Below are 26,241 nucleotides of genomic sequence, written 5' to 3' on the forward strand. Positions count from 1 at the left end.
CGCTCAAGATTGAATTAAAACCCGCGCTACCGGGCAGCCGGCGTGTACCTAACGGCAATGATCAAAGGAACTTCACCCATGCAGTACTCGACCCTTTTCAAACGCGCCACCGCTGCCGGTCTGTTACTCGGCAGCCTGACCTCAGCTATCGCCCAGGCTGACCAGACCGTCCTGATCGGTCTGGCCGGCCCGCTAACCGGCCCGTCGGCGCGGATCGGCAAGGACCTGGAAAACGGCGCGCAACTGGCCATCGACGCGGCCAACGCGCGCAAGCCGAAAATCGCCGGCGAAGCGGTGACCTACAAGCTGGTCTCCGAAGACGACCAGTCCGACCCGCGCACCGCGGTCACCGTCGCCCAGCGTCTGGTCGATGCCGGCGTGGTCGGTGTGGTTGGCCACTGGAACACCGGCACCAGCATCCCGGCAGCCCGCGTGTATCACGATGCAGGCATCGCCCAGGTGGCACCGGTCGCCACCGGCCACGGCTATACCCTGCAAGGCTTCGACACCAGCTTCCGGGTCATGGGCCATGACGATGACGGCGGTCAGGTCGCCGGCCAATATGCCCTGCAAAACCTCAAGGCCAAGCGCATCGCCGTGCTCGACGACCGCACCGCCTTTGGCCAGGGCCTGGCCGATCAATTCGTCAAGTCGGTTGAAGCCGGCGGTGGCAACGTGGTGGCCCGCGAGTTCGTCGACGACAAGACCGTCGACTTCAGCGCCGTGCTGACCAGCATCCGCAGCAAGAACCCGGACCTGGTGTTCTTCGGCGGCGTCGACGCCCAGGCCGCCAGCCTGGCACGTCGTCTCAAGCAACTGGGTATCAAGGCGACCCTGATGGGCGCTGGCGGCTTCGTCAGCCAGACCTTCCTCAACCTGGCGCAAAAAGACGGCGAAGGCGTCACCGCCCTGGAGCCGGGTCTGGCCGTCGAGCAAATGCCCGGCGGCAAGGATTTCGATCAAAGCTACAAGCAACGTTACAAGCAGCCGATCGAGCTGCACGCACCGTTCGCCTATGACGGCGTTGGTGTGCTGATCAATGCCCTGGAAAAAGCCGATTCCCTTGATCCAAAGAAATACCTGCCGGTGCTGCGCGCCAGCGAGTATCAGGGCGTAACCGGCACCATCGCGTTCGATGCACAGGGCAACCTGAAAAACCCGACCTTTACCGTTTACCAGGTGAAGGGCAACAAGTGGGAACCGGTCAGCGTAGCCGGCGGCAAGTAAAAACTGCTGCGCTCGGCCAGGCGGCGTTGAAAACCGGCTCGCAATGCTCAGGTACTTCAGTACATTGCGCTTGCTCGTCGGTTTTCGCCTTGCCTGACCTTCGCTCGCTACGTTTGTACCCTGTAATACCGTGAAGAGGAGAACCACTATGAGCGCTGCACAAGGCGAAATGGGCATTCTGGCCCGGCGCCGGATCGAAGCCGAGATCATCAAGCCAATCTACGAAATCCTGGTCCGCGACTACGGCAAGGACAAGGCCCAGGCGGTGATTGGCGAGGCGGTTGGCCAGGCGGCGGTCAAGGCCGGCCAGCATTTTGCGGCCAAGGAACCCAACGGCCCGGACCTGGCCGGTTTCGTCGCCCTGCAAACGCTGTGGGAGCAGGACGACGCCTTGAAGGTTGATGTGATTGCCAGCGATGCGACCCATTACGACTATGACGTGCACCGCTGCCGCTACGCCGAGATGTACCACGAGATGGGCCTGGGCGAGATCGGCCACCTGCTGTCGTGTGCCCGTGATGAATTGTTCATCGTAGGCTATGACCCCAATGTCGAGCTGACCCGCACCCAGACCATTATGCAGGGCTCGTCGCATTGCAATTTCCGCTACAAGGTAAAAGACCAATGAGCCAGGCACCGCGTATCAACGGCCAACGCCTGTGGGACTCGCTGATGGAAATGGCGCAGATCGGCGCCACGCCCAAGGGCGGCGTATCACGCCTGGCATTGACCGAAGAAGACCGCATTGGCCGCGACCTGTTCAAGCAATGGGCCATCGAGGCCGGCTGCACCGTCAAGGTCGACGCCATGGGCAATATGTTTGCCCGCCGCCCCGGCCGTGACGACAGCCTGCCCCCGGTAGTGACTGGCTCGCACGGTGACTCGCAACCGGCTGGCGGCAAGTTCGACGGCATCTACGGCGTGCTGGCCGGGCTGGAGGTGGTGCGCAGCCTCAACGATCATGGCATCGCCACTGAACGCAGCATCGAAGTGATCAACTGGACCAACGAAGAAGGCTCGCGCTTTGCCCCGGCGATGATTGCTTCGGGGGTTTATACCGGGGTATTTGACCTCGAATACGGCCTGTCGCGCACAGACGCCCAAGGCGTAAGCATCGGCCAGGCGCTGCAGCAAATCGGCTACGCGGGCAACGAACCCATGGGCGGGCGCGACATCCATGCCGCGTTCGAGCTGCATATCGAACAAGGCCCGATTCTGGAAGCCGAAGACATCACCATTGGCGTGGTCAGCGGCGCGCAGGGCCAGCGCTGGTACGAAATAGAACTGCACGGGCGCAGCGCCCACGCCGGCACTACACCGATGAACCATCGCCTCGACGCCCTGCTCGGTGTGGCGCGCATCGTCGAAGCGGTCAACGCCATGGGCCTGGCCCAAGGCGATGAAGGTCGCGCCACCGTGGGCTGGGTGCAGGTTTACCCGAACTCGCGCAACGTAGTGCCGGGGCGCGCGTTGTTCAGCGTCGAATTCCGCCACCCGGACGAAGCGGTGCTGGAGCAGCTGGACGCGCAATTGCGCAAGGAAGTCGCCGATATCGCCGCAGCCACCGGCCTGGGCCATGAGCTCAAGCAGATCTTCCAGTACGCGCCGATTGCCTTTGACGCGGCTTGCGTCGATCAGGTGCAGCGCGCAGCAGTGGAACTGGGCTACAGCCACAAGCGAATGATTTCCGGGGCCGGCCACGACGCCTGTTACCTGAGCCGGGTGGCACCGACCGCGATGATCTTTGTCCCTTGTGTCGATGGGCTGAGCCATAACGAGGCTGAGCATATTCATCCGCACTGGTCCGAGGCCGGGGCGAATGTGCTGTTGCAGGCGGTGTTAGCCAAAGCCAACGAGCATTAAGACTCTGGCAGCGCTTTGCGCTATCGCGCAGGAAACACAGAACCCTGTAGGAGCAGCTTTAGCGGCGAAGCTTTCGCGGCTAAAGCCGCTCCTACAATGCCGATCAACCCTGCCAGTTGCCGCCTTCGACAATCACGTCTTCAGGTTTGGTGTCTTCAGCCAGTTCCTTGCGCACATACTGGTCGTACAGTTTCAGCAGGTACTTGTCCTGGCCGAGTTTGGCAAGTTCGGCATTGACCCAGTCACGCAGTTCGATATTGCCTTTTTTCACCGCCGGAGCAATCGGTGCTTCGCCGCCGAGCTTTTCCGGCAGGGTCCGGTAGCCGGGGTTCTGTTTGGCCCAGCTGAACAGCACCAGGTTGTCTTGCGCATAAGCGTCACCACGACCGTTGGCCAGGGCTTGCAGCGACTCGGAGTTTTTCTCGAACTTGAGCAGCTTCCAGTCCGGATGGTTCTTGGTCAGCCACACGTCAGCGGTGGTGCCAGTGGTGACGATGATGGTCTTGTCGGCCAGGTCATCGAGCTTTTGCACCGGGCTGTTATCCGGCACCAACGCCTGCACCGCGACCTTGAGGTTCGGGTTGGTGAAGTCCACCGCTTGCTTGCGCTCCGGGGTCACGGTCATATTGGCAAGGATGATGTCGACCTTGTCGCTTTGCAGGAACGGAATCCGGCTGGCCGGCTCGACCGCAACGAATTCGACCTTGTTTTCATCACCGAGCAGTGACTTGGCAAACTGGCGGCCGATATCGGTATCGAAACCAACGTACTTGCCCTTCTCATCGACAAAACCGAATGGCGGCTTGTCGGTGAACACGCCGACGATCAGTTTGTCGCGAGCCTTGATCTTGTCCAGGTAACTGGCCGGTGCCGCAGCAGCCGCCTGGGCCGGTGCTGCCGCAGCGGGCTTGGCCGGTTTGTCGCCATTGCCGCAACCGGCTAACAGGCCCAGGCTTAGCAATGGCAACAGCAGTAAAGAACGCGCAGATTTGAATGTGGCAGTGCTCATAAGGATGTCCCTTTATCTAGGCAGCTTTTAGATAGCCTCTGCGCGGGCATGGCTGGCCTTGCCCGGCAGGGATTCAACGTAAGAGAACTTCTCCAGAAACTGCTGCGCACGTGCGCTCGAAGGATGGGTGAAGAAAGACTCCGGATCACGCTGTTCAAGGATGCGCCCGGCCTCCATGAACACGATGCGGTCGGCCACAGCGCGGGCAAAGCCCATTTCGTGAGTGACGATCAGCATGGTCATGCCGCCCCGTGCCAGGTCGAGGATCACCTCCAGCACTTCCTTGACCATTTCCGGGTCAAGGGCGGCGGTGACTTCATCGAACAGCATGACCTTGGGGTTCATGCACAACGAACGGACAATCGCGATGCGTTGCTGCTGGCCGCCGGAGAGCTGCCTTGGATAAGCATCACGCTTGTCAGCCAGGCCCACTCGCTGCAACAGGGCCTCGGCTTGGGCCCGCGCTTCTTTACGCTCGCGGCGCTGTACTTTCAGCGGGCCGAGCAGGATGTTGTCGAGCACGGTCATGTGCGGGAACAGGTGATAACTCTGGAACACCATGCCGATGTCCTGGCGCACCTTGCGCCAGTCGGTGCCCGCTGCCAGCAACTGCTGACCGGCAAAATGCAGCTCGCCGCCCTGCGCCTGCTCCAGGCCATTGAGGCAACGCAGCAAGGTGCTTTTGCCGCAGCCGCTGGGCCCGAGCACCACAATGACTTCGCCGGAGGCGACCTGCAGGTCAACCTCTTTGAGCACCTGGTTGCTGCCGAAAAACTTGTTGAAGCCCTTGAACTCGATCAGTGCGCTCATGCTTGTGTCCAGCGCCGCTCCAGCACGCGCGAGGCGACCGACAGCGGGTAACAGATAAAGAAGAAAAATAGAAACAGCGCGCCGTAGATCAGCACCGACTCATAGGTACGCTCGATGATCTGCTGGCCGACCTTGATGACGTCGACCACACCGATCAACACCGCCAGTGAGCTGGTCTTGATGATCCGCGTATAGATGTTGATGGTCGGCGGGGTCATGCGCTTGAGCGCCTGGGGCAGCAGCACATGGCCGTAAAGCTGCACCGCAGACAAGCCAATCGACAGCCCGGCCTCACGCTGACCTTTAGGCAGCGATTTAAGGGCGCCACGCGCCACCTCACCCACCTCGCTGGCACCCCAAAGGCTCAGCACCAGCACTGCGCACCAGAAGCTCGGAATGCTCAGGCCGAAGAAGATCGGCAAGCCAAAGAACAGCAGATACAACCAGACCAGCACCGGGATGGCGCGAAACAGCTCCAGGTAAATGCGCAGCAAAACGTTCAGCCAGCCGATCCCCAAGGTCGTCAGCGAGCCGTAAAGCACGCCGCCAGCGGTACTCAATACAATGCTCAACGCCGAGATCGACAGGGTTCGCGCCGCGCCTTCAGCCAGCAGCGGCAGCGACACCCACAGCAACTCAAGACCCGAACTGGCCATGTTGCAGCCTCCGTTCCAGGTAGCTGAGCAGCAATGACAGCGGCAGGAATAGCAGTATGCAGATCAGGGTCAGTACCGTGAGCATCTCGTAGGTCTTGTAGTACAGGGCGATGTAGCTCTTGGTGGTGTAGAGAATCTCCGGCACCGCCACGGCAGACACCACCGTGGTTTCCTTGAGCAGGAAAATGAAATTGGCGAACAGCGCCGGCAGGCTGAGGATTCCGGCCTGGGGCAGGATCACGTGGCGCAGCAATTGCCAATCCGACAGGCCGATGGAGCGCCCCGACTCCAGTTGCGCCGCCGGCACCGCCTCGATGCCAGCGCGCAGCACCTCAGTGAGGTAGGCGCCGCCAAGAAAGGTCATGGTGATGATCGCCGCAGCAAAACCGGACACCTTGAAGCCCAGGGTCGGCAGTGCGAAATAAATGAAGAACAGCTGGATCAGCAACGGCGTGTTACGCGCCAGTTCCACATACAGACCGATCAGACGGCACAGCACCGGGGTGCGGAACATCAGAATCACGGTGTTGAGCAGGGCCACCAGCAGCGAGGTGCAGATGGCGATCAGACCGACCTGGAGGGTCACGCCAACAGCTTTCAGAAACGCCGGTAGCGTACTGAGAATAAATGCATAGTCGAGGGTCATTGCGAGGACTTATAAGCGAGCAGTATTGGCTTGTGGCCAGTTGCTTATAGCCTATAGGCACAAATAGCCTGCCTGGAAATAACGTTATCGACTAAGCATAGGCACAAAAATCTGCCATTCGTCGCCAAAAGCGAGGTGCGAGCGTGCAGCTTTCGCTAAGTCCAAAAAGGAATTAACACATATAAATTCAGTATTTCTGGGTCTAACTGAAAGTCGCTACTGTAGCCCCACTTACCTCGCACTGAGTACGCACCATGCAAGCCACCGCTACCGTCATCGACTTCACCCTCCATCGCAAACGCCGTGAAGCACGCCGTAACGCCGAGTTGATGTGGAAGATGTATGCCGCGTGCTCCGGGCTCAACGCATGGACCCAGATGATGGCGCAACAGGATGTGCAGATCGGCAAGGCACGGCCATGAGCCTGCTGCGCAGCGCAGTGGCCGCGCAGGAAGCGCCGCCGCTGTCGACTGAATATGCGCCTGCCGACGAGGACCTGATCGGCGAGCGGGTGGCCCTTAACCTGCAACGTCTGCGCAGCAAACGGTATCTGTCACTCGACGCTCTGGCGCGCTTGAGCGGGGTCAGCCGCGCCATGCTGGCGCAGATTGAGTCCGGGCGCAGCGTGCCGTCGATCAAAGTACTGTGCAAGATTGCCAAAGGCTTGAAAGTCTCGGTGGCGGCGTTTCTCGAAACACGCGCCTTCGAGGGAGTCGAGCTGCTACCGGCCCGCGACAGCAAACGGCTGGTCAGCCCCGGCGGCCACTTTGTCAGCCGTGCGCTGTTCCCGTTCGACCGTTCACGCCAGACCGAATTCTATGAAATCCGCCTCAGCCCCCTGGCTGAAGAAAGCTCGCAGGGTCATGCCGCCGGCGTACAAGAGAACCTGGTGGTGACTCAAGGCGTGCTGGAAATCAGCGTCAATGAGGAGCGCTACCTGCTCTCCCCTGGCGATTCGATTCTGTTCTATGCCGACCAGCCGCACCGCTATCGCAACCCGGCAGACAGCGAAGCGGTGGCGTATCTGGTGATCAGCCATCCCGAGCAACTGGACTAATCCTGATGGAGCTTGCCCGCTGCCACGGCGCCACTGGAGCAGCCTTAGCTGCGAAAGGCTTCGCAGCTAAAGCCGCTCCTACGGGCCATATTCGGGTATCTAACCCTCGCCCTTGAAAGCCGTCATGTCCTGCAGGACCATGCTCAACAGGCGGCTGGCACCCACGCTCAACTGACGGCCCAGGCGGCTGATCAGGTGAGTTTCCGGGCTGCTGAAGATCTCGCTCTCCAGCGGCAACGCCACCAACTGACCGTTGCGGATCTCGTCTTCCATGACAAAGATCGGCATCAAGGTCACTCCACCACGCATCGAAAACCGCTTGAGCATGGCGAAGGTGCTGCAAGTCAGCGTCGGCGTCAGGGTTAACCCCAGGCGGTGTTCGGCCTGGGTGACGATCTGGCGGATCCCGTATGACACCCCAGGCAACGCCAACCGATAGCTGTCCAGCCCCTTGAGCGGCAATGGCTCGGTTTGCTGCGCCAAGGGATGCTCCGGGCTGACCGCGACGCACACCGGCTGGCGGGTATGTGCATGGGAGCGGATCTTGGGGTCGGTGGGCGGGTTGAATACCAGGCCCAGGTGAGCTTCATCCTCGACGACCTGGCGAATCACTTCGTTAGTGCCACACACGTTGACCTGCAGGTCGATGCGCGGGTACTGCTCGGAGAACCGGCTCAGCGGCGTGACCAGGCCATCAATAAAACCCTCGCCGATCGCCAGCACCACCGAACCGCTCTGCAAGCCACGCAATGCCTGCAGTGAATCGAGCAACACCTCCTGTTGCGAGAGCCGCTGACGGTAGTAAAGCAAGACCCGTTCACCGGCCTCGGTGGGCTTTACTCCGCGCCGATGGCGCTCCAGCAGCGGGCTGCCCAGTTCGTGTTCAAGCTGGGCGATCTGGCGGCTGACCGCCGAGGCCGCCACGTCGAGAAAGTCCGCAGCGGCGCGCACGCTGCCCAGCCGTACGGCCTCGAAGAAATACAGAATGCGCCGATCCTGAACCAGACTCATAAGGCTCCTGTGTTGCTATAAAGGCAACAGAATTGGGTTTGACCGATTATTGCTGCGATGACTGAGGGCTGTCCATACTCGACCCATTGGCTTCATTCACTTCATTCATGATTTCGAATAACAGCGAGCGTGCAGACATGACATTCAAGGTGGGCGTAATCGGGCTGGGCAACATGGGCGGCGGCATGGCGGCCACACTGGCCGGCAAAGGATTCGATGTAAGCGGCTTTGACCTGTCGCCAGCCGCATTGGCCCAGGCGCAGGACAAAGGCGTCAAGCCGGTTGCGGCACGTGACGAGTTGATCAAGGCCGTTGACGTGCTGATTCTGTCGTTGCCAAAGGCCGAGCATGTCGAAGCGGTGTGCCTGGGAGAGCAAGGCATCATCGAGCTGGGCCGCGAAGGTCTGGTGGTGATCGACACCACCACCTCAACGCCGGAGGCCAGCCGCAACGTGGCGGCGGCGCTGCGCGAAAAAGGCATCGCGTTCATGGATGCGCCGGTATCTGGCGGCCCCAAAGGTGCAGCCAGCGGCAGCATGTCGATGGTCATCGGCGGCGACGAAGCAGACCTGGCCAAGGTCATGCCGGTGCTCGAAGCCATGAGCGGCAGCCGTGTGCACATTGGTAGCTGCGGCGCCGGCAACGTGGCCAAGATCGCCAACAACATGCTCGCCGCCGCGCACCTGATTACCACCGCCGAAGCCGTGAGCATGGCCGCCAAGGCCGGTGTCGACCCGGAAAAACTCCTCCAGGGCCTCAATGCCGGCTCCGGGCGCAGTGGCGCCAGCCAGGTGATGTTTCCGACCTGGGTGCTGAACAAAGCCTATGACTCAGGTTTCAGCATGGGCCTGATGCGCAAGGATGTGGGGCTGGCCAGCGATCTTGCAGCAAGTATGGATCTCGACCTGCCGCTGGCACGCACCGTTGCGCAGCTATGGCAAGACAGCAGCGCCACCCTGCCCGACGGCGCAGACTTCTGCTGCATCGTGCAACGCACCGATAACGCCCTGTTTGGCCGTGAGGAATAAACCATGAGCATGCACAAGATTATCGAGTTGATGCAGCCGTTCTGGGGCGATCGTCAGGTCATCGCCAGCTATGTTGGCGGTGAGTTCATTGCGGGCCACGGCACCCCGATTGAAGTGCGCAACGCCCACGACGACAGCCTGATGCTGAGCTACCCCGATGCCGATCAGTCACTGGTCGAGGTCGCCAGCAAGGCCGCCGGCACCGCTCAGCAACAATGGTGGGCAATGACCGCCCAGGCCCGTGGCCGCGCCATGTACCAGGTCGGCGCGCAGATTCGCCAGCACAGCGAGGCGTTGGCACAGATCGAGTCGTTGAGCGCCAACAAGCCGATCCGGGACGCGCAGGTCGAAGTGGCCAAGGTCGCCGAGATGTTCGAGTACTACGCCGGCTGGGCCGACAAACTGCACGGTGAAGTGATTCCGGTGCCGACCTCGCACCTCAACTACGTCACCTATGAACCACTTGGCACGGTACTGCAGATCACCCCATGGAATGCGCCGGTGTTCACCTGCGGCTGGCAGGTCGCGCCGGCAATCGCCGCCGGTAACGCGGTGATCCTCAAGCCTTCGGAACTGACCGTGCTGTCGTCGCTGGTCATCGGCGTGCTGGTCGAGCGTGCCGGTGTTCCCAAGGGCCTGGTCAACGTGGTGGCCGGTTTCGGCCATAGCATCGGTCAGCAATTGATTGCCGGCGCCGATATCCGCAAGGTGGTGTTCGTCGGCTCGCCGGCCACCGGCCGCCACATTGCCAGCGCCGCTGCACAGCGCTGCATCCCGGCGGTGCTGGAGCTGGGCGGCAAGTCAGCCAATATCGTATTCGCCGACGCCGACCTCGACGTGGCGCTGCGTGGCGCCCAGGCAGCGATCTTCTCCGGCGCCGGGCAAAGCTGCGTGTCCGGCTCGCGACTGCTGGTCCAGGCCTCGATCTTCGACAAGTTCACCCAGGCGCTGGCCAGTGCCGCGCAGCAATTTGTGGTCGGTGACCCGAGCGATCCGCAGACCCAGATCGGCCCGATCAATAACCCCAAGCAGTACAGCCATGTGAAAACCATGGTCGAGCGTGCCTTGCAAGACGGCGCACAGTTGGTGGGCGAAGGTGCCGAACCGGTTCCTGCAAAAGCCGGCTACTACATCAACCCCACGGTATTGGCAGGTCACAACGCCCTGCACTGCGCCCGGGAAGAAATCTTTGGCCCGGTGGTGGTAGCGATTCCCTTCGCAGACGAGGCCGAGGCCATCCGCATCGCCAACGACAGCCGTTTCGGCCTCGCTGGCGCGGTCTGGACCCGCGATGTCGGGCGCGCCCACCGCGTGGCAAAACAGGTCCGGGCTGGCACGTTCTGGATCAACGGCTACAAGACCATCCATGTCAGCTCGCCGTTTGGTGGCTATGGTGAAAGCGGCTATGGTCGCTCTTCGGGGCTGGATGCCTTGCGCGAATACAGTGAAGTGAAAAGCGTCTGGGTCGAAACCGCTGCCATCCCGGCGGCCAGTTTCGGCTACGGCGCGAGCCTGGAGTAACTGCAATGACTATTTCAGCCAAATTGATCGACGACGCCACCGTGTGGCGGCGTCAGTTTCATGCCGCGCCCGAACTGGGCTTTCATGAAGTGCAGACCAGCGAGCGGGTCGCCAGCCTGCTGGAGAGTTTCGGGATCGAGGTGCATCGTGGCCTGGGTGGCACCGGGGTGGTCGGCGTGCTGCGCAACGGTGAAGGGCCGGCGATTGGCATTCGCGCCGACATGGACGCCTTGCCGATCCAGGAACTGGGCCAGTGCGCACACCGCTCGACCCATCAGGGCTGCATGCATGCCTGCGGCCATGACGGGCATACCGCGATCCTGCTGGCCACCGCCCGGCACTTGAGCGAGACGCGCCGCTTCAGCGGCACTGTTTATCTGGTGTTCCAGCCGGCTGAAGAGAACCTGGGCGGCGCCCAGAAGATGATCGAAGACGGCCTGTTCGAGCGTTTTCCGATGCAAGCCATTTATGGCCTGCACAACTGGCCCGGGGTGCCGGCCGGCAAGGTGCTGGTCAATCCGGGGCCGATGATGGCCTCGCTGGATACCTTTGAAATTGTCCTGACCGGCAAGGGCTCGCATGCGGCAATGCCCGACCGCGGCTTCGATCCGATTGTCGCGGCGGCCGAACTGATTCTCGGCTTACAGACCATCACCTCCCGGCGCCTGTCACCGCTGGACAGTGCGGTGATCAGTGTCACCCAGATCAATGCGGGTGAAGCGATCAACGTGCTGCCGGAAACCGCCACGCTGCGTGGAACCGTACGCTGCCTGCAAACCCCGGTGCGTGAAAAGGTCCAGCAACTGATTGGCGAATTCGTCGAGCAGTTGCCGGCAGCGTTTGGCGTACGCGGTGCGCTGAGCTACAACGTCGGGTACCCGGTCACCGAAAACCACCCGGCCGAGGCACGGATCGTCTGCCAGGCAGCGCAGTCTGCGTTGGGCGAAAGCAACGTACAGTTTGGTTGCAACCCTTCAATGGCCTCGGAAGACTTCGCCTTCATGCTACAAGCCTGCCCCGGTGCTTACATCTGGATGGGCGTCGATGGTCAACAGCCTTCAGCCGCCCTGCATAACCCCTACTACGACTTCAACGACCAGGTCATCGAACCCGGCGTTGCGGTCTGGACCGCCCTGGTCGAACAGAACCTGCCGGCTCGCTGAGCCACTGCGCGGGGGCCGACCGGCCCCCGCTTGCCCTTCCCTGTCTCCATGTCCCCGGTAGGAGCGGCTTTAGCCGCGAAAGCTTCCCGGCTAAAGCCGGTCGTCACCCGGCCAATCCGCGGCAGCGGCTGAGCGTCTGCGCCTGACCTTTGTGCGTTCTGTTTTAGGCAACAACAAATGAAATTCAGAATATTGGAGTGCGCCCAGGTGCTGGCCATACTGAGGACGCCCCGCCACTTGCGGTGCACATAAGAAGATCAATCGCGACACTCCATGCCTGACATGGATTTGCTTTCTGCCCTGAGTGCCGCAAGGCGCTCCCTGACAACACAACAACTATTGGGTCATCCTCACCGGTGCCCAGCAGGCAAGGGGATTCATATGCATCACGCCAACACGCTCGCCGTGCGCGAGCACAATGCCGTCTCAGCCACGGTCAAGCTGTACATCTGGGCTGCAATCATCCTCATCATCGCCGAAGTGATCGGCGCCCTGAGCATTCCGCTGGGGCCCGGCAAGGTCGTGCTGCTGCCCATGGTCTGGGCGTTGCTGATCGGTGCGGCGATCGGTATCGCCAGTCACCGCCTGCCTGGCACCCTGGCCATCGACAAACGCGCCCAGGCCCGGGCCGCAGCCATCCTGCAACCGGCGCTGCTGGTGTTTATCGCCAAGCTGGGGCTGGTGGTCGGTGGCTCGTTGCCGGTGGTCATGGCGTCTGGCTGGGCGCTGGTGTTCCAGGAGTTCGGGCATTTTGTCGGCACGGTGATTCTCGGCCTGCCAGTGGCGCTGCTGCTGGGTATCAAGCGTGAAGCGATCGGTGCGACCTTCTCGGTAGGTCGCGAGCCGAGCCTGGCGATCATCGGTGAGCGTTATGGCATGGATTCGCCGGAGGGCCGTGGCGTACTGGCGGAATACCTGACCGGTACGTTGTTTGGTGCGTTGTTCATTGCCATCGTCGCCGGCTTCATCACCAGCCTGGGGATTTTCGACCCTAAATCACTGGCCATGGGTTCGGGCATTGGCTCGGGCAGCATGATGGCCGCCGCAGCAGGCGCCATCGCAGCGCAACAGACGCCGGAAGTGGCCAAGGAAGTCATGGCCCTGGCGGCCGCTGCCAACCTGATCACCACCACGCTGGGCACCTACTTCACCCTGTTCATCTCGCTGCCACTGGCGGTCTGGGGTTACCGGGTTCTGGAGCCGCTGATCGGTCGTACCACCAAGGCCTCGGTGTTCGACAATGGTCCAGCCAGCAACGAAGTGTCGCTGGAGACCCCAGACCTGGGCTGGCTGGGTCGTATCAGTGCCTGGTTCGCTGCCGGTGGCTTGGCATTGCTGGCCAACTATGTCGGCTACAAAGTGCTGTCACCCGATGCGTTTGCCGGTATGGCGATCATGATTGGTGCAGTATTTGTCGGTGAACTGCTCTGCTCGCTGCTGCGCCGCAAGATCCCGGCGGTGTGCACCGTCTCTGTGGTCGCCATGCTGCTGACTTCACCGCTGTGCCCATGGGCGGCAGAGATTTCCCGGCTGGTGGGTTCGATCAACATGCTGGCGGTGATCACACCCATGCTGGCCTTCGCCGGTCTGTCGATCGCCAAAGACCTGCCAGCGTTCCGGCGCCTGGGCTGGCGCATCGTGCTGGTCTCGTTTCTGGCCAACTTCGGCACCTTTATTGGCGCGGTGCTGATTGCCGAGTTCTTCCACTGATCGACAAATGTTCATGAAAAAAGCCCGCCAGTGCGAACTGGCGGGCTTTTTTCATTCAGCGGTTCGAATCAGCAAGTGCAGCACATCATCGGCATACCATTGCAGCTCATCATCATTGGCATGCTGCAGTCGTTCATCATCTTGTTCATCAGCATGCAGCAGTTGTTCATCATCTCCATGCTCATGCCTGGCATCGGCATCATCATGCACTTCATGCAGTCGGCTTCGATGGTGCAGGTCATCATGCACTTCATCATCGGCATGGGCATGCCCATCGGCATCATCATTGGCATGTTCATGCCGGCCATCATGTTCATCATGTTCATGCCGTTCTCGGACATGCACATCATCGCCATGTTGCCGCAATGCATCATCATCGGCATGCCGCAGTTCATCATCATCGCCATCATTTCGGCGTTGTTCTTGAACATGGCCATGTCCATGCCGGCCGCAGGCTTCATGGTGCACATCATGGCGTCGGCCATCATTTCGCACTTCATGGTCGCCATCATCATCGGCATGCCCATCATCGGCATCATTGGCATGGAAGTGTTCATCGGCATCTGCATTGCGTTCATCATGATCGAAACTCCGTTATCGATAAGCGTGAATAACTGCTTGATGGCGCCGATTCTAAGAATTTGCCGGGCAGGCACAAGATGGCGAAACAGCAGCATCCAGTGAGGCACACAACCGGGAAAAGGCCGTGTACGCGCATGAATTACTGGTTATAGCAGAGGTTTGGATGCTATCGCCCACCTACAAACCCTCATAACAACGATAACGCTGCAATGGATATCCCTTATTGATCTATCTACCTTTGATTAATGAATAAACGTTCTAAAAGCGCCAAATATTTCTCAATACCTAAGCGGTCATCTTCGGTACTTCGCAAAAATGACGTAAATCTGCCACTCACGCCAACAACTGTGCTGCGGCCAGTTCTCGCAACTGGATAATGTCGCGTTTGGGTGCAATGCCAAACAATCGCCCATACTCGCGGCTAAATTGCGAAGGGCTTTCATAACCCACCTTGAATGCGGCACTGGAGACGTCCAGATGCTCGTTGAGCATCAGCCGCCGGGCTTCGGTCAGGCGCAGCCACTTCTGGTACTGCAACGGGCTCATGGCGGTGAGTTGGCGAAAATGATGATGGAAAGTCGGCGAACTCATCTGCACCCGCGCCGCCAGTTCTTCGACTCGCAGCGCCTTGGCGTAGTTGAGTTTCAGCCAGTCAATCGCCCGCGCGATCCGGTGCCCCTGACTGTCGACACTGACGATCTGGCGCAGTTTGGCGCCTTGGTCGCCGCATAGCAGCCGGTAATGAATCTCGCGCTGGACCATCGGCGCCAGCACCGCAATGGCCTCGGGCTCATCGAGCAATTCCAGCAAGCGCACCATCGGCGTCAGGATCGCCGGGGTGGCGGTGCCGATGCCGACACTCTTGCCGGGGGTTTTGTCACGACTGAGCGCCAGGCCGCCCAACGCAATCAGCTCCGCCATGACCCGCAGGTCCAGTTTGAACACCAACCCCAGGCACGGCTGTTCAGGACTGGCCTGGGTCACTTCTGAGTTGGCCGGCAGGTCAAGCGAGGTGACCAGAAACCGCGAACTGTCGTAAGCAAAGCCCTCACCGCCCGCCCAGAGCTGCTTGGCGCCCTGAGCGACCAACACGATGCTGGGCGGCACCATGCAGCTTTGGGGCGGCGCCAGCTCGTTACGCCGGTACAGGGTCAGCCCGCTGATGGCCGTTTCAAGGTCTCCCGGTTCGGCAACCTGCCGAGCGATCAGGCGGGCCAGTGAAGCTTGTGGGGTGGTCATGGGCGAGCGAACCTGCAGGCTATTTGCTTGAGATATGCAGAATAATTCGGGCGCCAGAGTGCTCCTACTGAAAATGTGCACAGCCAGCGGATCAGGCAAGAAATCCAGCGAAATACGTTAGCCGGTTCTGGTCGTTACCCGGAAAAATGTTGATCACGACCAACCGCCTGGAGTTTTCCCATGACCATCCATGCTTACGGCGCCCATGCTGGCGACCAGCCGCTCGTCCCGTTGCAAATCACCCGCCGCGCGCCTGGCGCCGACGATGTGCAGATCGACATCGCCTTCTGCGGTATCTGCCACTCCGACCTGCATCAGGTGCGTGCTGAATGGGCCGGCACTCAGTTTCCCTGTGTGCCCGGTCACGAAATCGTCGGTCGGGTTACCGCCAAGGGCGCGCATGTTGCAGCGTTTGAAGTCGGTGATCTGGTCGGCGTCGGTTGCATCGTTGACAGTTGCCAGCACTGTGAAGACTGCGACCAAGGGCTGGAAAACTACTGCGACGGCATGATCGGCACCTACAACTTCCCGACCCCGGACGCCCCTGGCCACACCCTTGGCGGCTACTCGCAGCAGATTGTGGTGCACCAGCGTTATGTATTGCGCATTCGCCATCCGCAAGCACAACTGGCCGCCGTGGCGCCGCTGCTGTGTGCCGGCATCACGACTTGGTCGCCGCTGCGCCACTGGAACATCGGCCCGGGTAAGAAAGTCGGCATTGTTGGTATCGGTGGCCTGGGGCACATGGGCATCAAGCTGGCCCACGCCTTGGGCGCCCATGTGGTGGCCTTCACCACTTCCGAGTCCAAGCGTGAAGCGGCGCGGCAGCTGGGTGCCGATGAAGTGGTGGTGACCGGTAATCCGGACGAACTGGCCGCCCACCGCAAGAGTTTCGATTTGATCCTCAACACCGTGGCGGCGCCCCACGACCTTGATGCCCTGCTGATACTACTCAAGCGCGATGCCTGCATGACCCTGGTCGGCGCGCCAGCTTCGCCGCATCCTTCGCCGAACGTGTTCAATCTGATCACCAAACGCCGCACCCTGGCCGGTTCGATGATCGGCGGCATCGCTGAAACCCAGGAAATGCTCGACTTCTGCGCCGAACACAACATCGTCTCGGACATCGAGCTGATCGCTGCCGAACAGATCAACCAATCCTACGAGCGGATGCTCAAGGGGGACGTCAAGTATCGCTTTGTGATCGACAACGCCACCCTGGCGCCCTGAGCTATCCCTGGCTTGCCGGTGATTGCTCCGGGGCCGCACCGGCTCGCGGTTTTGCTGTTACGCTGAGTGCCCAGATAGTCCTCATATGGTGAAGCTCATGTCTCTGCCCGACCTGCTGATACCCGATGCTGTGAAGACCGAAGCCATTCAGATTCTGGCCGATATCGAACGCGCCGACGGGGTGCTGGAAATGTCCCGGCTCGCCGGGGTTGCCGAGGGCTTTACCCTCGGCCTGGCCTGTTCTCAAGGCTTGGCGCAGGCCGAGCTGGACACCCTGGAGCGGGTGTTCAGCTCGTCGGTCAGCCGCAGGATGGCTGTGCTGCGCAGCCAGGCCTGAGCGCTGGCTGACGACGACTTGACATCCTCCCCGGCCTGAAGGCCGGAGATTCCTACGGCGTTCAGGCGCGGCATCGAGCCGCCCCTGAGTCGCTTCGGTGGGTTCCTGCTGCTGGCGCCATGACCTCTGCGCTCACTTCACAGGCTAACCGGGCGTGTCCCGCCCTTAGTACATTGATCGCCCCGACCACATCGGCGTTGCCTTCAAAACCACATCCCACACACCTGAACAGCGCCTGCGTCTGGCGGTTGGCCGCCGACACATGGCCGCAACACGGGCACGTGCGGCTGGTATCTCGCGGCGGCACGGCAATCAGCCAGCCGCCGCGCCACGCCAGCTTGTAGTCCAGTTGGCGGCGGAACTCGAACCAGCCCTGATCGAGGATGGCCCTGTTCAGGCCAGACTTGGCCCGAACGTTTCTTCCCGGTGCCTCGGCCGTGCCCGCCGCCGACCTGGACATATTTCGTACCTGCAAGTCCTCGATACACACCATCGCGTGGTTTTGGCTGATCGTGGTGGAGCACTTGTGCAGGTAGTCGCGGCGGGCATTGCCGATTCGGGAATGAATGCGCTGGACGCAAGCTTTCGCCTTCTTCCAGTTGCGGCTGAATCTGACCTTGCGGCTCATCGCCTGCTGCGCTTTGCACAGCGCGGTTTCATGGCGTTTGAAGCTGTTCAGGGGTGCGTAGAACGAGCCATCCGAAAGCGTGGCGAACCGGGCAATGCCCATGTCGATGCCGATTGCCGCACCCTGTGCCGTGGGCTGCTCATCAATCTCGCGTTCGGTCTGGATGCTCACGAACCACTTGCCACACGACTGGCTCACGGTGATGTTCTTCACAGTACCCAGCGTCTCGCGGCTGTTGCGGTAGCGCAGCCAGCCCAGCTTGGGCAGAAACAGGCGGCTGTTGGTCTGGTCGAGCTTGATCTGTTTCGGGTCGGGATAGCGCAAGCTGTTGTTCTGCCCCTTCTTCTTGAACCGGGGAAAGTCGGCTCGCTTGGCGAAGAAGTTGGTGTAGGCCCGTTCCAGATCCTTGAGGCTCTGTTGCAACGGGTGAACAGGCGCATCGGCCAGCCATGCGGTTGGCGGGCTATTGCGCCACCCGGTCAGCAACTTGCACAGGCCCGCATAGCCGAGCTTGTTCTCGCCTTGCTCGTGGCGTTCTTTCTGCAACGCCAGCGCCTTGTTGAAGACGAAGCGACAGGAGCCCGCAAAGCGGCGCATTTGCCGCTCCTGGTGGCCGTCTGGCATGAGTTCGTACTTGAAGGCTTGAAGTCGTTGCATGCTGCTCTTGAGCCATGAGCAATGAAGACGACATTAGGCGCGGACGGCACGGTGTTTTCAAGGTGCATGCCCATGGGGTCTTTGTAACGAAATACCGCCGTAGAAGGGCATCTGTGTCGCCATGTTACTTCGCATAATCCTGTGGTGGTGCGTCCATCGAACAGCAGCAGCCATCCCACAGCAACCAGGGACGGCTACGCCGTCCGCGCTATCCTTCCCCGCCCTGAACGGCGGGGCTTGTCGCGCCCCGATGGTCAAATCCTGCGTTTGCGGTTCAGGCTCGGGATGGTGGTCGCCGGAATGACCTGTGGCTGCTGCGCCTCATGCCGGGTGTGCAGCGCCAGATCCGCCAGGGTCGGATGGCTGAACAGCGCGCGGGCATCCGCGTGCAGGCCGGCCTGGCGCATCCGTGCCACCAGGGTCACGGCCAGCAACGAGTGACCGCCCAACTCGAAGAAGTTGTCGTCGCGCCCTACCCGCTCGACCCCCAGCAATTGCGCCCAGATCCGCGCCAGGGTGGTCTGGGTGTCGCCTTCCGGCGCCCGATAGTCACGGCTGAGCACCGCGTCCTGGCCGGGTTCGGGCAGCGCCTTGCGCTCGACCTTGCCGTTGGGGCTGAGCGGCATGACCGGCAGGCAGACGAACGCCGAAGGGGTCATGTAATCCGGCAGCTGTTCAAGCACATGGGCGCGCAGAGCTTCGATACCCGGAGCGCAATGCCCCGCCAGCAGGGTGAAATAGGCCACCAGACGCTGTTCACGCAGCAGCACCACCACCTCGTGCAGCGCCACATGCTGCATCAGCCGCGCTTCGATCTCGCCCAGCTCCAGGCGCAAGCCATGCAGCTTGACCTGGAAGTCATTGCGGCCGAGAAACACCAGATTACCGTCTGCCTCCATGCGCACCAGATCGCCCGTTCGATACAGCCGGTCACCGGCCACAAAGGGGCTGGCGATAAAGCGCTCGGCGTTATGTTGACTCAGGCCTTTATAGCCACGCGCAACGCCTACCCCGCCAACATGCAACTGGCCGCTCACGCCTTGCGGCACCGGCCGGTCATGGGCATCGAGCACGTAGGCACGGGTATTGGGCAAGGGACAACCAATCGGTAGCGCATTGTCCGGCAGCGGCATGTGCGGCTCCAGCGTGAAGGCGCTGCTGTCTACGGTGGCCTCGGTGGGGCCATAGACGTTGTGCAGCCGCACCTGCGGCAAGCGCTCACGAACCTGACGGGCCAGCGAGGCCGTCAGCTCGCCGCCGCCACACACCACATCGATCAGGCTGGTGCACTGCTCGACACCCTCGGCATCGAGAAACTGCTGCAACAGCGCCGGCACGAACTTGACCACACTGATGCGCCGCTGGCGAACCTCACGCACCAGATAGTCCGGGTCGCGATGCCCGTCCGGCGCGGCCAGCACCAGCCGCAGCCCGGCGGTCAGCGGCCAGAAGAACTCCCACACCGAACCGTCGAAGCTGAACGGCGCCTTTTGCAGTAATGCCGCATCCGGACGCGGCGGGATCAGTTGCGAGCCCCAGTGCACCAGGTTGCATAAACCGCGATGCTCGATCATCACCCCCTTGGGGGTGCCGGTAGAGCCTGAGGTGTAGATCATGTACGCCAGGTTGGCGGCGCTGAAACCGACAGGCTGCGGGTTGCTGTCGGGATGTTGCTGCCAGTCGCACTGGTCGAAATCAAGCCGCGGGAGCTCATGCAGGCTCAGTTGCGCGCGGGTCGCGGCATGCACCAGTAGCGCCACCGGCGCGCTGTCGCGCAGCATGTAGTCCAGACGTTCGGCCGGGTAGCCGGGGTCCAGCGGCACATAGGCGCCGCCGGCCTTGAGAATGCCCAGCAAACCGACGACCAGCTCCACACCGCGCTCCACGCACAAGGCCACTCGCTGATCAGGTTTGACCCCGAGGGCAATCAACCGATGCGCCAGGCGGTTGGCTTCAACGTTGAGCTGGGCATAGCTCAGGCTGCGGTCTGCGGCTTGCAGGGCGATGGCCTCAGGCGTGCGCCGCACCTGAGCCTCGAACAGGGTTTGCACGCCCTGCTCGATGGGCCAGTCGGTAGCGGTTGCGTTGTAGTCCAGCCACCAGCGCCGGACTTCGTGATCAGGGGTGACCGCCACCTGATGTAAAGGTTTATGCGGCTCGCACTCCAGTGCCTGAACCAGCCCCTCGATGGCGGTGCGCAGATAGTCCAGAACCCGTTGCGCGCCGATCTGGCGCGGCACCCGCGCGCTGAGCCGGAAGCCGCCGTCCGTGTCGTCGACTGCCAGCATCAGGGCGTAGCTAACCACTTCAGTGCTGCTCAATAGCTCGATACCCGGCAGTTTTGCTTCATCCTGATTTGCTGCATGCCGGTAATTGAGCAGGCTGTTGAACAGCGGCGTACTGCCCGTCAGCGCGCTGCACCGCAGCACCTGCGCCAGCGGCGCATGCTCATGGGCCAGCAGCGCGGCCAGCCGCCCATGCACATCAACAGCAGCGCGGCTGACACTCTGGCCGGCGAGCTTGACCCGCAGCGGCAAGGTATTGATGAACATGCCCATGGCCCGGTCGGCACCGTCGCCGGCCAGCAGACGGCCGAGCAGTACCGTACCGAACACCACATCGTCGCGCCCGGCCAGCAGGCTCAGCACCTGGGCCCAGGCCAAGTGATAGAGGCTGGCCGGGCTGACACCCCAATGCCGCGCCTCATGACGCAAGCGCTCGGCCAGGCGCTGGTCCAGCCAGGCCCGCGCCTCTTGATGGTCACGGTCGTCGAGCGGGCGCTCACGCAGGTCGAAGGCCAGGGTCGGCTCGTCAATATCTCCCAGCCATTCACGGAAGAACACCTCATGCCCGGCCTGATGATTGCCCGCCCCGGCCTGGGCCACATAATTGCGATACGGCACCGGTGCGCTCAGGGTCGCACCGGCCCCCTGCAACAGGGCATGAATTTCGGCCATCAGCACCGCCGTGGAGGTGGCGTCGTTGATCAGGTGGTGGAACTGCAACAGCCCCAGCCAACGCCCTTGCTGCACATCTTCAGCACCGGCCAGCGCCATCATCGGTGCGCGGCAAATATCCAGCGGGCGCCGCGCGGCATCGAAACGCTCGCGCAATTGCTGCTGCGCATCGCCCTGCCGGGCATCCAGGCTCAGGTTTTCAACGCTTAGGCGGGCCTCACGCCAGACCACCTGCACCGGTTGCTCAAGCCCCTCCCAGAACAGGCTGGTGCGCAGAATGTCGTGACGATCAATCACCTGCTGCAGGGCCGCCGCAAACGCCTCGAAACACTCGCGGCTGGCAAACGCGAACAGCGCATGCTGTTGATAGGGATCGCGCTCACCGGCGGTCATATGGTGATAGAGCAAGCCTTCCTGCAGCGGCGCCAGCGGGTAGATTTCCTGCACATTGCGCGCCCCGCCCGGTACTGTGGCGACGATCCGCTCAATGTTGGCCTGGTCCAGTTGCAGCAGCGCCAGCATGTCACCGGTGATGTGTTCACAATCGGCCGGCACGCGATTGGCCGCCACGCTCACTTCACGGTTACGGCCCACCGCAGCGGCGAGGTTGGCCAGGGTCGGCTGGCCGAACAGCACCTGCACATCGGCGCTCAGGCCCTGCTGGCGCATGCGTTCGATCAGTTTCACGGCCAGCAGCGAATGCCCGCCCAGCTCAAAGAAATGATCCTGACGGCCCACCTGCTCAACCCCCAGCAGCTCGGCCCACAATGCCGCCAGAACGGTTTCGGTTTCGCCTTCGGGCGCCTGATACTCGCGACGCAACAGGGCCTCGGCGTCGGGTGCAGGCAAGGCGCGGCGGTCCAGCTTGCCGTTGGCAGTCAGCGGCCATTGCGCCATGCGTACATAAGCGTTCGGCAGCAAGGCCGCCGGCAGACACAACTTGAGATGCTCGTGCAGAGCGCCGGGATCGACCGGCGAAAGCTCGGTGAACCAGGTCAACAGTTGCCCGTCATGCACCTGCGCCACCGCATCCTTGACGGCCGCATGGCTGCTCAGCGCGGCTTCAATCTCGCCCAGCTCGACCCGCACACCGCGGATCTTCACCTGGTCGTCATTACGGCCCAGATATTCGAGATTGCCATCGGCCAGCCAGCGCACCAGGTCGCCGGTGCGGTACATCCGCCCGCCATTGAACGGGTCAGTCAAAAAACGCTCAGCGGTGAGGTCTTCACGGTTCAGATAACCGCGAGCCACACCGGCACCGCCGATATACAGCTCACCGACCACACCGATTGGCACCGGCTGTTGCTGCTCGTCCAGCACGTAAGCTTTGGCATTGGCCATCGGCTTGCCGATATGCAGCAGCTCACCCACCTGCATGACGCCAGAGGTCGCCACCACCGTGGCTTCGGTCGGGCCGTAGTTATTGACCACCGCAAAGCCTGGATCACGCAGGAACTGGCGCAGCCGGTCACCGCCGATTAACAGGGTCTTTAGCGTCGGATGCGGCTGTTGCTGGCTAAAGGCGTATTCGGCAACAGGCGTGGGCAGGAAGCTGACGTCCAGCGGCTGAGCCCGCCACCAGTCGAGCAAGGCTTCGATATCCTGTTCGCCGTCCTGAGTCGGGGCCAGATGCAGGGTCGCGCCACTGCACAGTGCCGGCCAGATTTCCCAGGCCATGGCGTCGAAACCGAAGCCCGCCAGGCTGGAGGTGTGTTTGCCCACGCCAAGCTCGAAGGCTTGGCAGTGCCAGTCCACCAGGTTGTTAAGGGTCTGGTGCTCGACCATTACACCTTTGGGCAAACCGGTGGAGCCGGAGGTGTAGATCACGTAGGCCAGGTTATTGACCGTGGCCCTTTGAGTCAGCTCGCCGTTCAGCTGCGCTACAGGCAGACGGTCCAGCTCAATCACCGGCACCGACAACACCGGCAGCCGGCCAACCAGCTCGCTCAAGGTCAGCACCACCTTCGGCTGGCTGTCACTGAGCAGGTAAGCCAGCCGCTCGGCCGGGTGCGCCGGGTCGACCGGCACGTATGCGCCACCGGCTTTAAGCACCGCCAGCAACCCCACCAGGGTGTCGAGGCCACGGCGGGCCACCACGGCCACCCGCTCATCGGGCTGCACGCCCTGCGCCAGCAGCTGGGCCGCCAGGCCGTTGGCGCGCTGTTCCAGTTGCCCATAGCTCAGGCTCTGGCCCTGATACACGGCGGCTACGGCGTCGGGCCGTTCGGCAGCCTGCGCGGCCACGCGCTGGTCAATGGTCAGGCCCTGTGGGTAACAGGCCTCGCTGCGATTCCAGGCATCCAGTTGAGCCTGCTCGGCCGGGGTGGTGATGCTCAGTTCGGCCACTTTCGCGGCAGGGTTGTCCAGGGCCTGCTCCAGCACATGCATCAACCGCTCAGCCAATGCCTCGATGTCGGCGGCCTGGAAATACGCCTCGTTGTACACGTAATGAATCCACACCCGGTCGTTGTAGCGGTTGCTGCGCAGGTGGATGGCCAGCGGCGTCGGTTCATGGCGGTTGGAGACCTTGACGGTATGGGCCAATGCGTCGCCATAACGGTAGTCGTGGTCGTCCTGCTCATAAGACACCGTAACCTCGAACAACTGCGCACGGTCCTCACGCAGCAGACCCAAGGCACGATTGAGCTCACTCAGTGGCAGGCGCTGGTGGCGGAAATCCTGGCGTAACTCGTCACGTATGCCCTTGAGCAGCTCAACAAAACTCAGCTCGCGGCCAAACGGCATGAGAATCGGGCTGACCTGGGCAAACAGGCCCACAGTCGACTTGAAGCGCGCCCCGGCGCGATTGAGGATCGGCATGCCCACCACCCACTCGTCGCGTTGTTCGGTGCGGGTGAAATACACATGCAACATCGCCAGCAGCACATGAAAAGCCGATGCCTGAGACTCGCCGGCCAATTGTTTCATGCGCTCGTGCAGCCCCGCGCTGAAGGGCTGCACCAGGCTTTGTCCCGGCAATGTCGGTGCTTCGCGATAACGCGGGGTCAGCAGCGGTGCCGGGATACTGCGATATTTATCCAGCCACCAGTCAAGGTCACGGGCATGACGTGGCGAACCTTGATACACGGCATCGTCTTCAACGAACGTGGCATAGGCTGGCGCGGCTTGCGGGGCTGGCTGCCCGGCGAGCAATGCACTGTAGATTTCCCCCAGCGACTTGAGCATCTGGCCAAAGCCCCAGCCGTCAAGAATCAGGTGATGCGCCTGGGTCGCCAGAAAGTGTCGCTGCTCGTTGAGCCGGATAAGAAAGAAGCGAAACAGCGGCCCGCCATCAAGTGCATAGCTGCGGCGCATCTGTTCCTGGATCAGCGCCTGGGCCGCACTGTCGGGGTCATCGAACTGCGAACAGTCATACTGCGGCAGGTGCACGGCTGCGTGGCCGGCAAAGTGCTGCATCGGCAAGCCGTCGGCACCGGCACCGGGCAACAGCACGGTACGCAACGCATCGTGTCGGGCCACCAGTTGTTCAATCGCGCGCTGCAGCAGTTCCGGCGCCAGACTGCCCTCAAGCTCGACATACCCGCCGATGTTATACAGCGGTGAATCACCCCGGCTCAGTTGATCGAGCCAGATATCACGCTGGGCACAGGTCAAGGCGAAGGTTTCGGTACAGGCAGGCCCAAGGGCTTGGGCAGCGGCGCAGGTGGAGTTCATAAGATCCGTCTCAGCTGATTCTGCGCGGTATTCAAGCACTGCCCTGTTGGGCTGCCTGCCCCCTTAAACCCGGACAACTAGTTGATGCGCGCCAAAGCCACACTTGTGCCGACTGTTAGTTCACCGCCGCAGCGCCTAAATTCGTGTAGGAAATAAGATATAGATGCTGCACGTGATTGCCGCATCAAGCTTATCGTCACGCAAGATTTCTCATGTAATCAATCGCTTGCAGAACGCTGAAAACTACCCGCAGGCACTCGTCAAACAGATATCCCCTTAAGAAACTGCAACTCAAATCGTCTGATTAATTGACAGGAGTTGTCCCCGGTTCCCACTACAGACGCTGACCGTTACATGGGCTTAAATCCAGAGCGAGTCAGCTCTCAACCGAGCACGTGCAGAGGATGCCACCCGACTTGGTTCCAGGAAGGCAAAAAAGATGAACATCACCGACAGTATGCAAACTAGCCACAGCCCACACCTGTACTTTCATCTGGGCGAACTGATTTCCAGTACCGGCGATGATGACTTCGCGGCCATGATGTTCCGGCTCATCGAACCGCTGGTGCCCCTCGACGGCCTGCAACTAAGCGAATGGACCCTGGACCAGCCCCAGACTGACGCGGTGCAGATCAGGCCGCTCGGCAGCCAGGGTCAGGCACCCGCAACCGCCCAGCCCGAACACCAGCAGACACTGCTGCAGCATATGCGGGTCATGACTGATGCCCTGCTGATTCAGCCGCGTGCGCCCCTGAGGCGGCGCCTGGGGCCAAACGCCGCGCACCACTGCAGCCTGGTTTCACATGCTGGTAACCGCCGTTGGGTCATCACCCTGCTGCGTCAGCCTGGGCAACGCTTGTTTTCCCTGGCCGAACTGTCGTTCCTTAAAAGCCTGTCCGACACCTTGTTGCCGTTGGTCGAACGACACGCGCAGGCCAGCAGGCTCTGCCTGCTGCGCCGCCCGGAATCAAACGCCAGCGAGCAGCCGGTGCGGCCCTTGCGCCAAGCATTCAGTGAGCGGCTGGCGCTGGGCGAGATCACCTTGTCGGCCCGCGAGCAGGAGGTCTGCCTCGGCCTGTTGACCGGTGGCACCGTCCCGCAGTTGGCCGAGAGGCTCAAGGTCAAAAACAGTTCGGTGGAAACCTACCTGAAACGGGCGGCCGCCAAGCTCGGGGTCAGCGGCCGCCACGGCCTGGCCAGATGGATGGCCGGCACCTGAATAACGGCAAGCC

General features: G+C 61.7%; 21 protein-coding genes. 13 read left to right on the forward strand and 8 right to left on the reverse strand.

Going from position 1 to position 26,241, the window contains the following annotated elements; all coding sequences use genetic code 11:
* Window positions 1-78 precede the first annotated feature (78 nt).
* The 3 genes from NJC40_RS20910 (at window position 79) to NJC40_RS20920 (ending at window position 3,090) form a co-directional block, all read left to right on the forward strand.
* A complete protein-coding gene (locus NJC40_RS20910; RefSeq protein WP_045491517.1) occupies window positions 79-1,227 on the forward strand; it encodes a branched-chain amino acid ABC transporter substrate-binding protein in 1,149 nt (382 codons plus the stop codon).
* Between the two features lie 148 nt (window positions 1,228-1,375).
* A complete protein-coding gene (locus tag NJC40_RS20915; protein WP_045491520.1) occupies window positions 1,376-1,855 on the forward strand; it encodes an L-2-amino-thiazoline-4-carboxylic acid hydrolase in 480 nt (159 codons plus the stop codon).
* The gene (locus NJC40_RS20920) at window positions 1,852-3,090 is read left to right on the forward strand and encodes a Zn-dependent hydrolase (protein WP_045491523.1); all 1,239 of its coding nucleotides are present in this window, start codon (window positions 1,852-1,854) and stop codon (window positions 3,088-3,090) included. The genes NJC40_RS20915 and NJC40_RS20920 overlap by 4 nt, the downstream gene beginning before the upstream one ends.
* A gap of 103 nt (window positions 3,091-3,193) precedes the next feature.
* Here NJC40_RS20920 and NJC40_RS20925 read toward each other — a convergent pair whose 3' ends face one another.
* Genes NJC40_RS20925 through NJC40_RS20940 form a run of 4 tightly spaced genes read right to left on the reverse strand, consistent with a single transcriptional unit; the run spans window position 3,194 to window position 6,211 of the window.
* Window positions 3,194-4,099 (reverse strand): transporter substrate-binding domain-containing protein, encoded by a 906-nt coding sequence (locus tag NJC40_RS20925; protein ID WP_253141355.1) that lies wholly within the window; start codon window positions 4,097-4,099, stop codon window positions 3,194-3,196.
* 27 nt (window positions 4,100-4,126) lie between these two features.
* Window positions 4,127-4,909 carry an amino acid ABC transporter ATP-binding protein gene (locus tag NJC40_RS20930; protein ID WP_253141356.1) on the reverse strand — a complete coding sequence of 261 codons (783 nt, stop codon included), beginning with the start codon at window positions 4,907-4,909 and terminating at the stop codon, window positions 4,127-4,129.
* Entirely contained in the window at window positions 4,906-5,565 is a 660-nt protein-coding gene (locus tag NJC40_RS20935; RefSeq protein WP_045491528.1) for an amino acid ABC transporter permease, read from the reverse strand. The genes NJC40_RS20930 and NJC40_RS20935 overlap by 4 nt, the downstream gene beginning before the upstream one ends.
* Entirely contained in the window at window positions 5,546-6,211 is a 666-nt protein-coding gene (locus NJC40_RS20940; protein WP_253117178.1) for an amino acid ABC transporter permease, read from the reverse strand. The genes NJC40_RS20935 and NJC40_RS20940 overlap by 20 nt, the downstream gene beginning before the upstream one ends.
* 254 nt (window positions 6,212-6,465) lie before the next feature.
* Between NJC40_RS20940 and NJC40_RS20945 the strand changes: the two genes are divergently transcribed.
* Together NJC40_RS20945 and NJC40_RS20950 are read left to right on the forward strand one after the other, a co-directional pair.
* A complete protein-coding gene (locus tag NJC40_RS20945; protein ID WP_173426699.1) occupies window positions 6,466-6,633 on the forward strand; it encodes a hypothetical protein in 168 nt (55 codons plus the stop codon).
* On the forward strand, window positions 6,630-7,268 hold the full coding sequence (locus NJC40_RS20950) for a helix-turn-helix domain-containing protein (protein WP_045491534.1): 639 nt from the start codon (window positions 6,630-6,632) through the stop codon (window positions 7,266-7,268). Before NJC40_RS20945 ends, NJC40_RS20950 begins: the two co-directional genes overlap by 4 nt.
* Window positions 7,269-7,367: 99 nt before the next feature.
* Here the strand turns inward: NJC40_RS20950 and NJC40_RS20955 are convergent, their stop codons facing one another.
* Entirely contained in the window at window positions 7,368-8,279 is a 912-nt protein-coding gene (locus NJC40_RS20955) for a LysR family transcriptional regulator (RefSeq protein ID WP_253141358.1), read from the reverse strand.
* Between the two features lie 137 nt (window positions 8,280-8,416).
* Here NJC40_RS20955 and NJC40_RS20960 point away from each other — a divergent pair, with 137 nt between their 5' ends.
* The 5 genes from NJC40_RS20960 to NJC40_RS20980 all read left to right on the forward strand — a co-directional run bounded on the left by NJC40_RS20960 (window position 8,417) and on the right by NJC40_RS20980 (window position 14,385).
* Window positions 8,417-9,307: an NAD(P)-dependent oxidoreductase gene (locus NJC40_RS20960; protein WP_253141360.1), complete on the forward strand. Its 891-nt coding sequence runs from the start codon at window positions 8,417-8,419 to the stop codon at window positions 9,305-9,307.
* Window positions 9,308-9,310: 3 nt separating this feature from the next.
* The gene (locus NJC40_RS20965) at window positions 9,311-10,828 is read left to right on the forward strand and encodes an aldehyde dehydrogenase family protein (protein ID WP_253141361.1); all 1,518 of its coding nucleotides are present in this window, start codon (window positions 9,311-9,313) and stop codon (window positions 10,826-10,828) included.
* Window positions 10,829-10,833: 5 nt separating this feature from the next.
* Window positions 10,834-11,991 carry a M20 aminoacylase family protein gene (locus NJC40_RS20970; protein WP_253141362.1) on the forward strand — a complete coding sequence of 386 codons (1,158 nt, stop codon included), beginning with the start codon at window positions 10,834-10,836 and terminating at the stop codon, window positions 11,989-11,991.
* A 381-nt stretch (window positions 11,992-12,372) separates the two neighbouring features.
* Complete coding sequence (locus NJC40_RS20975) at window positions 12,373-13,701, forward strand: DUF3100 domain-containing protein (protein ID WP_253117172.1); 1,329 nt, start codon at window positions 12,373-12,375, stop codon at window positions 13,699-13,701.
* Between the two features lie 75 nt (window positions 13,702-13,776).
* A complete protein-coding gene (locus NJC40_RS20980) occupies window positions 13,777-14,385 on the forward strand; it encodes a hypothetical protein (protein WP_363321690.1) in 609 nt (202 codons plus the stop codon).
* Between the two features lie 231 nt (window positions 14,386-14,616).
* Here the strand turns inward: NJC40_RS20980 and NJC40_RS20985 are convergent, their stop codons facing one another.
* Window positions 14,617-15,522 carry an AraC family transcriptional regulator gene (locus tag NJC40_RS20985; protein WP_045491544.1) on the reverse strand — a complete coding sequence of 302 codons (906 nt, stop codon included), beginning with the start codon at window positions 15,520-15,522 and terminating at the stop codon, window positions 14,617-14,619.
* A 180-nt stretch (window positions 15,523-15,702) separates the two neighbouring features.
* Between NJC40_RS20985 and NJC40_RS20990 the strand changes: the two genes are divergently transcribed.
* Together NJC40_RS20990 and NJC40_RS20995 are read left to right on the forward strand one after the other, a co-directional pair.
* Complete coding sequence (locus NJC40_RS20990; protein ID WP_253141364.1) at window positions 15,703-16,752, forward strand: NAD(P)-dependent alcohol dehydrogenase; 1,050 nt, start codon at window positions 15,703-15,705, stop codon at window positions 16,750-16,752.
* A gap of 97 nt (window positions 16,753-16,849) precedes the next feature.
* Window positions 16,850-17,089 (forward strand): hypothetical protein, encoded by a 240-nt coding sequence (locus NJC40_RS20995; protein WP_144403313.1) that lies wholly within the window; start codon window positions 16,850-16,852, stop codon window positions 17,087-17,089.
* A gap of 61 nt (window positions 17,090-17,150) precedes the next feature.
* Here the strand turns inward: NJC40_RS20995 and NJC40_RS21000 are convergent, their stop codons facing one another.
* Window positions 17,151-18,374 carry an RNA-guided endonuclease InsQ/TnpB family protein gene (locus NJC40_RS21000; RefSeq protein ID WP_492180405.1) on the reverse strand — a complete coding sequence of 408 codons (1,224 nt, stop codon included), beginning with the start codon at window positions 18,372-18,374 and terminating at the stop codon, window positions 17,151-17,153.
* A 254-nt stretch (window positions 18,375-18,628) separates the two neighbouring features.
* Window positions 18,629-25,009 (reverse strand): non-ribosomal peptide synthetase, encoded by a 6,381-nt coding sequence (locus NJC40_RS21005; RefSeq protein WP_253142908.1) that lies wholly within the window; start codon window positions 25,007-25,009, stop codon window positions 18,629-18,631.
* A gap of 439 nt (window positions 25,010-25,448) precedes the next feature.
* Between NJC40_RS21005 and NJC40_RS21010 the strand changes: the two genes are divergently transcribed.
* Window positions 25,449-26,228: a helix-turn-helix transcriptional regulator gene (locus tag NJC40_RS21010; RefSeq protein ID WP_253142909.1), complete on the forward strand. Its 780-nt coding sequence runs from the start codon at window positions 25,449-25,451 to the stop codon at window positions 26,226-26,228.
* The last annotated feature ends 13 nt before the right edge of the window (window positions 26,229-26,241 follow it).

Origin of the sequence: Pseudomonas sp. 21LCFQ02 (genome assembly GCF_024129895.2) — a bacterium.
Classification (GTDB): Bacteria; Pseudomonadota; Gammaproteobacteria; order Pseudomonadales; family Pseudomonadaceae; genus Aquipseudomonas.

Excerpts from the sequence above, each read along its gene's own strand:
- NJC40_RS20960 (WP_253141360.1), top strand. The coding sequence starts at position 8,417 with ATGACATTCAAGGTGGGCGTAATCGGGCTGGGCAACATGGGCGGCGGC.
- NJC40_RS20970 (WP_253141362.1), top strand. The coding sequence starts at position 10,834 with ATGACTATTTCAGCCAAATTGATCGACGACGCCACCGTGTGGCGGCGT.
- NJC40_RS20990 (WP_253141364.1), top strand. The coding sequence starts at position 15,703 with ATGACCATCCATGCTTACGGCGCCCATGCTGGCGACCAGCCGCTCGTC.
- NJC40_RS20915 (WP_045491520.1), top strand. The coding sequence starts at position 1,376 with ATGAGCGCTGCACAAGGCGAAATGGGCATTCTGGCCCGGCGCCGGATC.
- NJC40_RS20965 (WP_253141361.1), top strand. The coding sequence starts at position 9,311 with ATGAGCATGCACAAGATTATCGAGTTGATGCAGCCGTTCTGGGGCGAT.
- NJC40_RS20955 (WP_253141358.1), bottom strand. The coding sequence starts at position 8,279 with ATGAGTCTGGTTCAGGATCGGCGCATTCTGTATTTCTTCGAGGCCGTA.
- NJC40_RS21000 (WP_492180405.1), bottom strand. The coding sequence starts at position 18,374 with ATGCAACGACTTCAAGCCTTCAAGTACGAACTCATGCCAGACGGCCAC.
- NJC40_RS20945 (WP_173426699.1), top strand. The coding sequence starts at position 6,466 with ATGCAAGCCACCGCTACCGTCATCGACTTCACCCTCCATCGCAAACGC.
- NJC40_RS20950 (WP_045491534.1), top strand. The coding sequence starts at position 6,630 with ATGAGCCTGCTGCGCAGCGCAGTGGCCGCGCAGGAAGCGCCGCCGCTG.
- NJC40_RS21005 (WP_253142908.1), bottom strand. The coding sequence starts at position 25,009 with ATGAACTCCACCTGCGCCGCTGCCCAAGCCCTTGGGCCTGCCTGTACC.
- NJC40_RS20940 (WP_253117178.1), bottom strand. The coding sequence starts at position 6,211 with ATGACCCTCGACTATGCATTTATTCTCAGTACGCTACCGGCGTTTCTG.
- NJC40_RS21010 (WP_253142909.1), top strand. The coding sequence starts at position 25,449 with ATGAACATCACCGACAGTATGCAAACTAGCCACAGCCCACACCTGTAC.
- NJC40_RS20975 (WP_253117172.1), top strand. The coding sequence starts at position 12,373 with ATGCATCACGCCAACACGCTCGCCGTGCGCGAGCACAATGCCGTCTCA.
- NJC40_RS20985 (WP_045491544.1), bottom strand. The coding sequence starts at position 15,522 with ATGACCACCCCACAAGCTTCACTGGCCCGCCTGATCGCTCGGCAGGTT.
- NJC40_RS20930 (WP_253141356.1), bottom strand. The coding sequence starts at position 4,909 with ATGAGCGCACTGATCGAGTTCAAGGGCTTCAACAAGTTTTTCGGCAGC.
- NJC40_RS20910 (WP_045491517.1), top strand. The coding sequence starts at position 79 with ATGCAGTACTCGACCCTTTTCAAACGCGCCACCGCTGCCGGTCTGTTA.
- NJC40_RS20925 (WP_253141355.1), bottom strand. The coding sequence starts at position 4,099 with ATGAGCACTGCCACATTCAAATCTGCGCGTTCTTTACTGCTGTTGCCA.
- NJC40_RS20995 (WP_144403313.1), top strand. The coding sequence starts at position 16,850 with ATGTCTCTGCCCGACCTGCTGATACCCGATGCTGTGAAGACCGAAGCC.
- NJC40_RS20920 (WP_045491523.1), top strand. The coding sequence starts at position 1,852 with ATGAGCCAGGCACCGCGTATCAACGGCCAACGCCTGTGGGACTCGCTG.
- NJC40_RS20935 (WP_045491528.1), bottom strand. The coding sequence starts at position 5,565 with ATGGCCAGTTCGGGTCTTGAGTTGCTGTGGGTGTCGCTGCCGCTGCTG.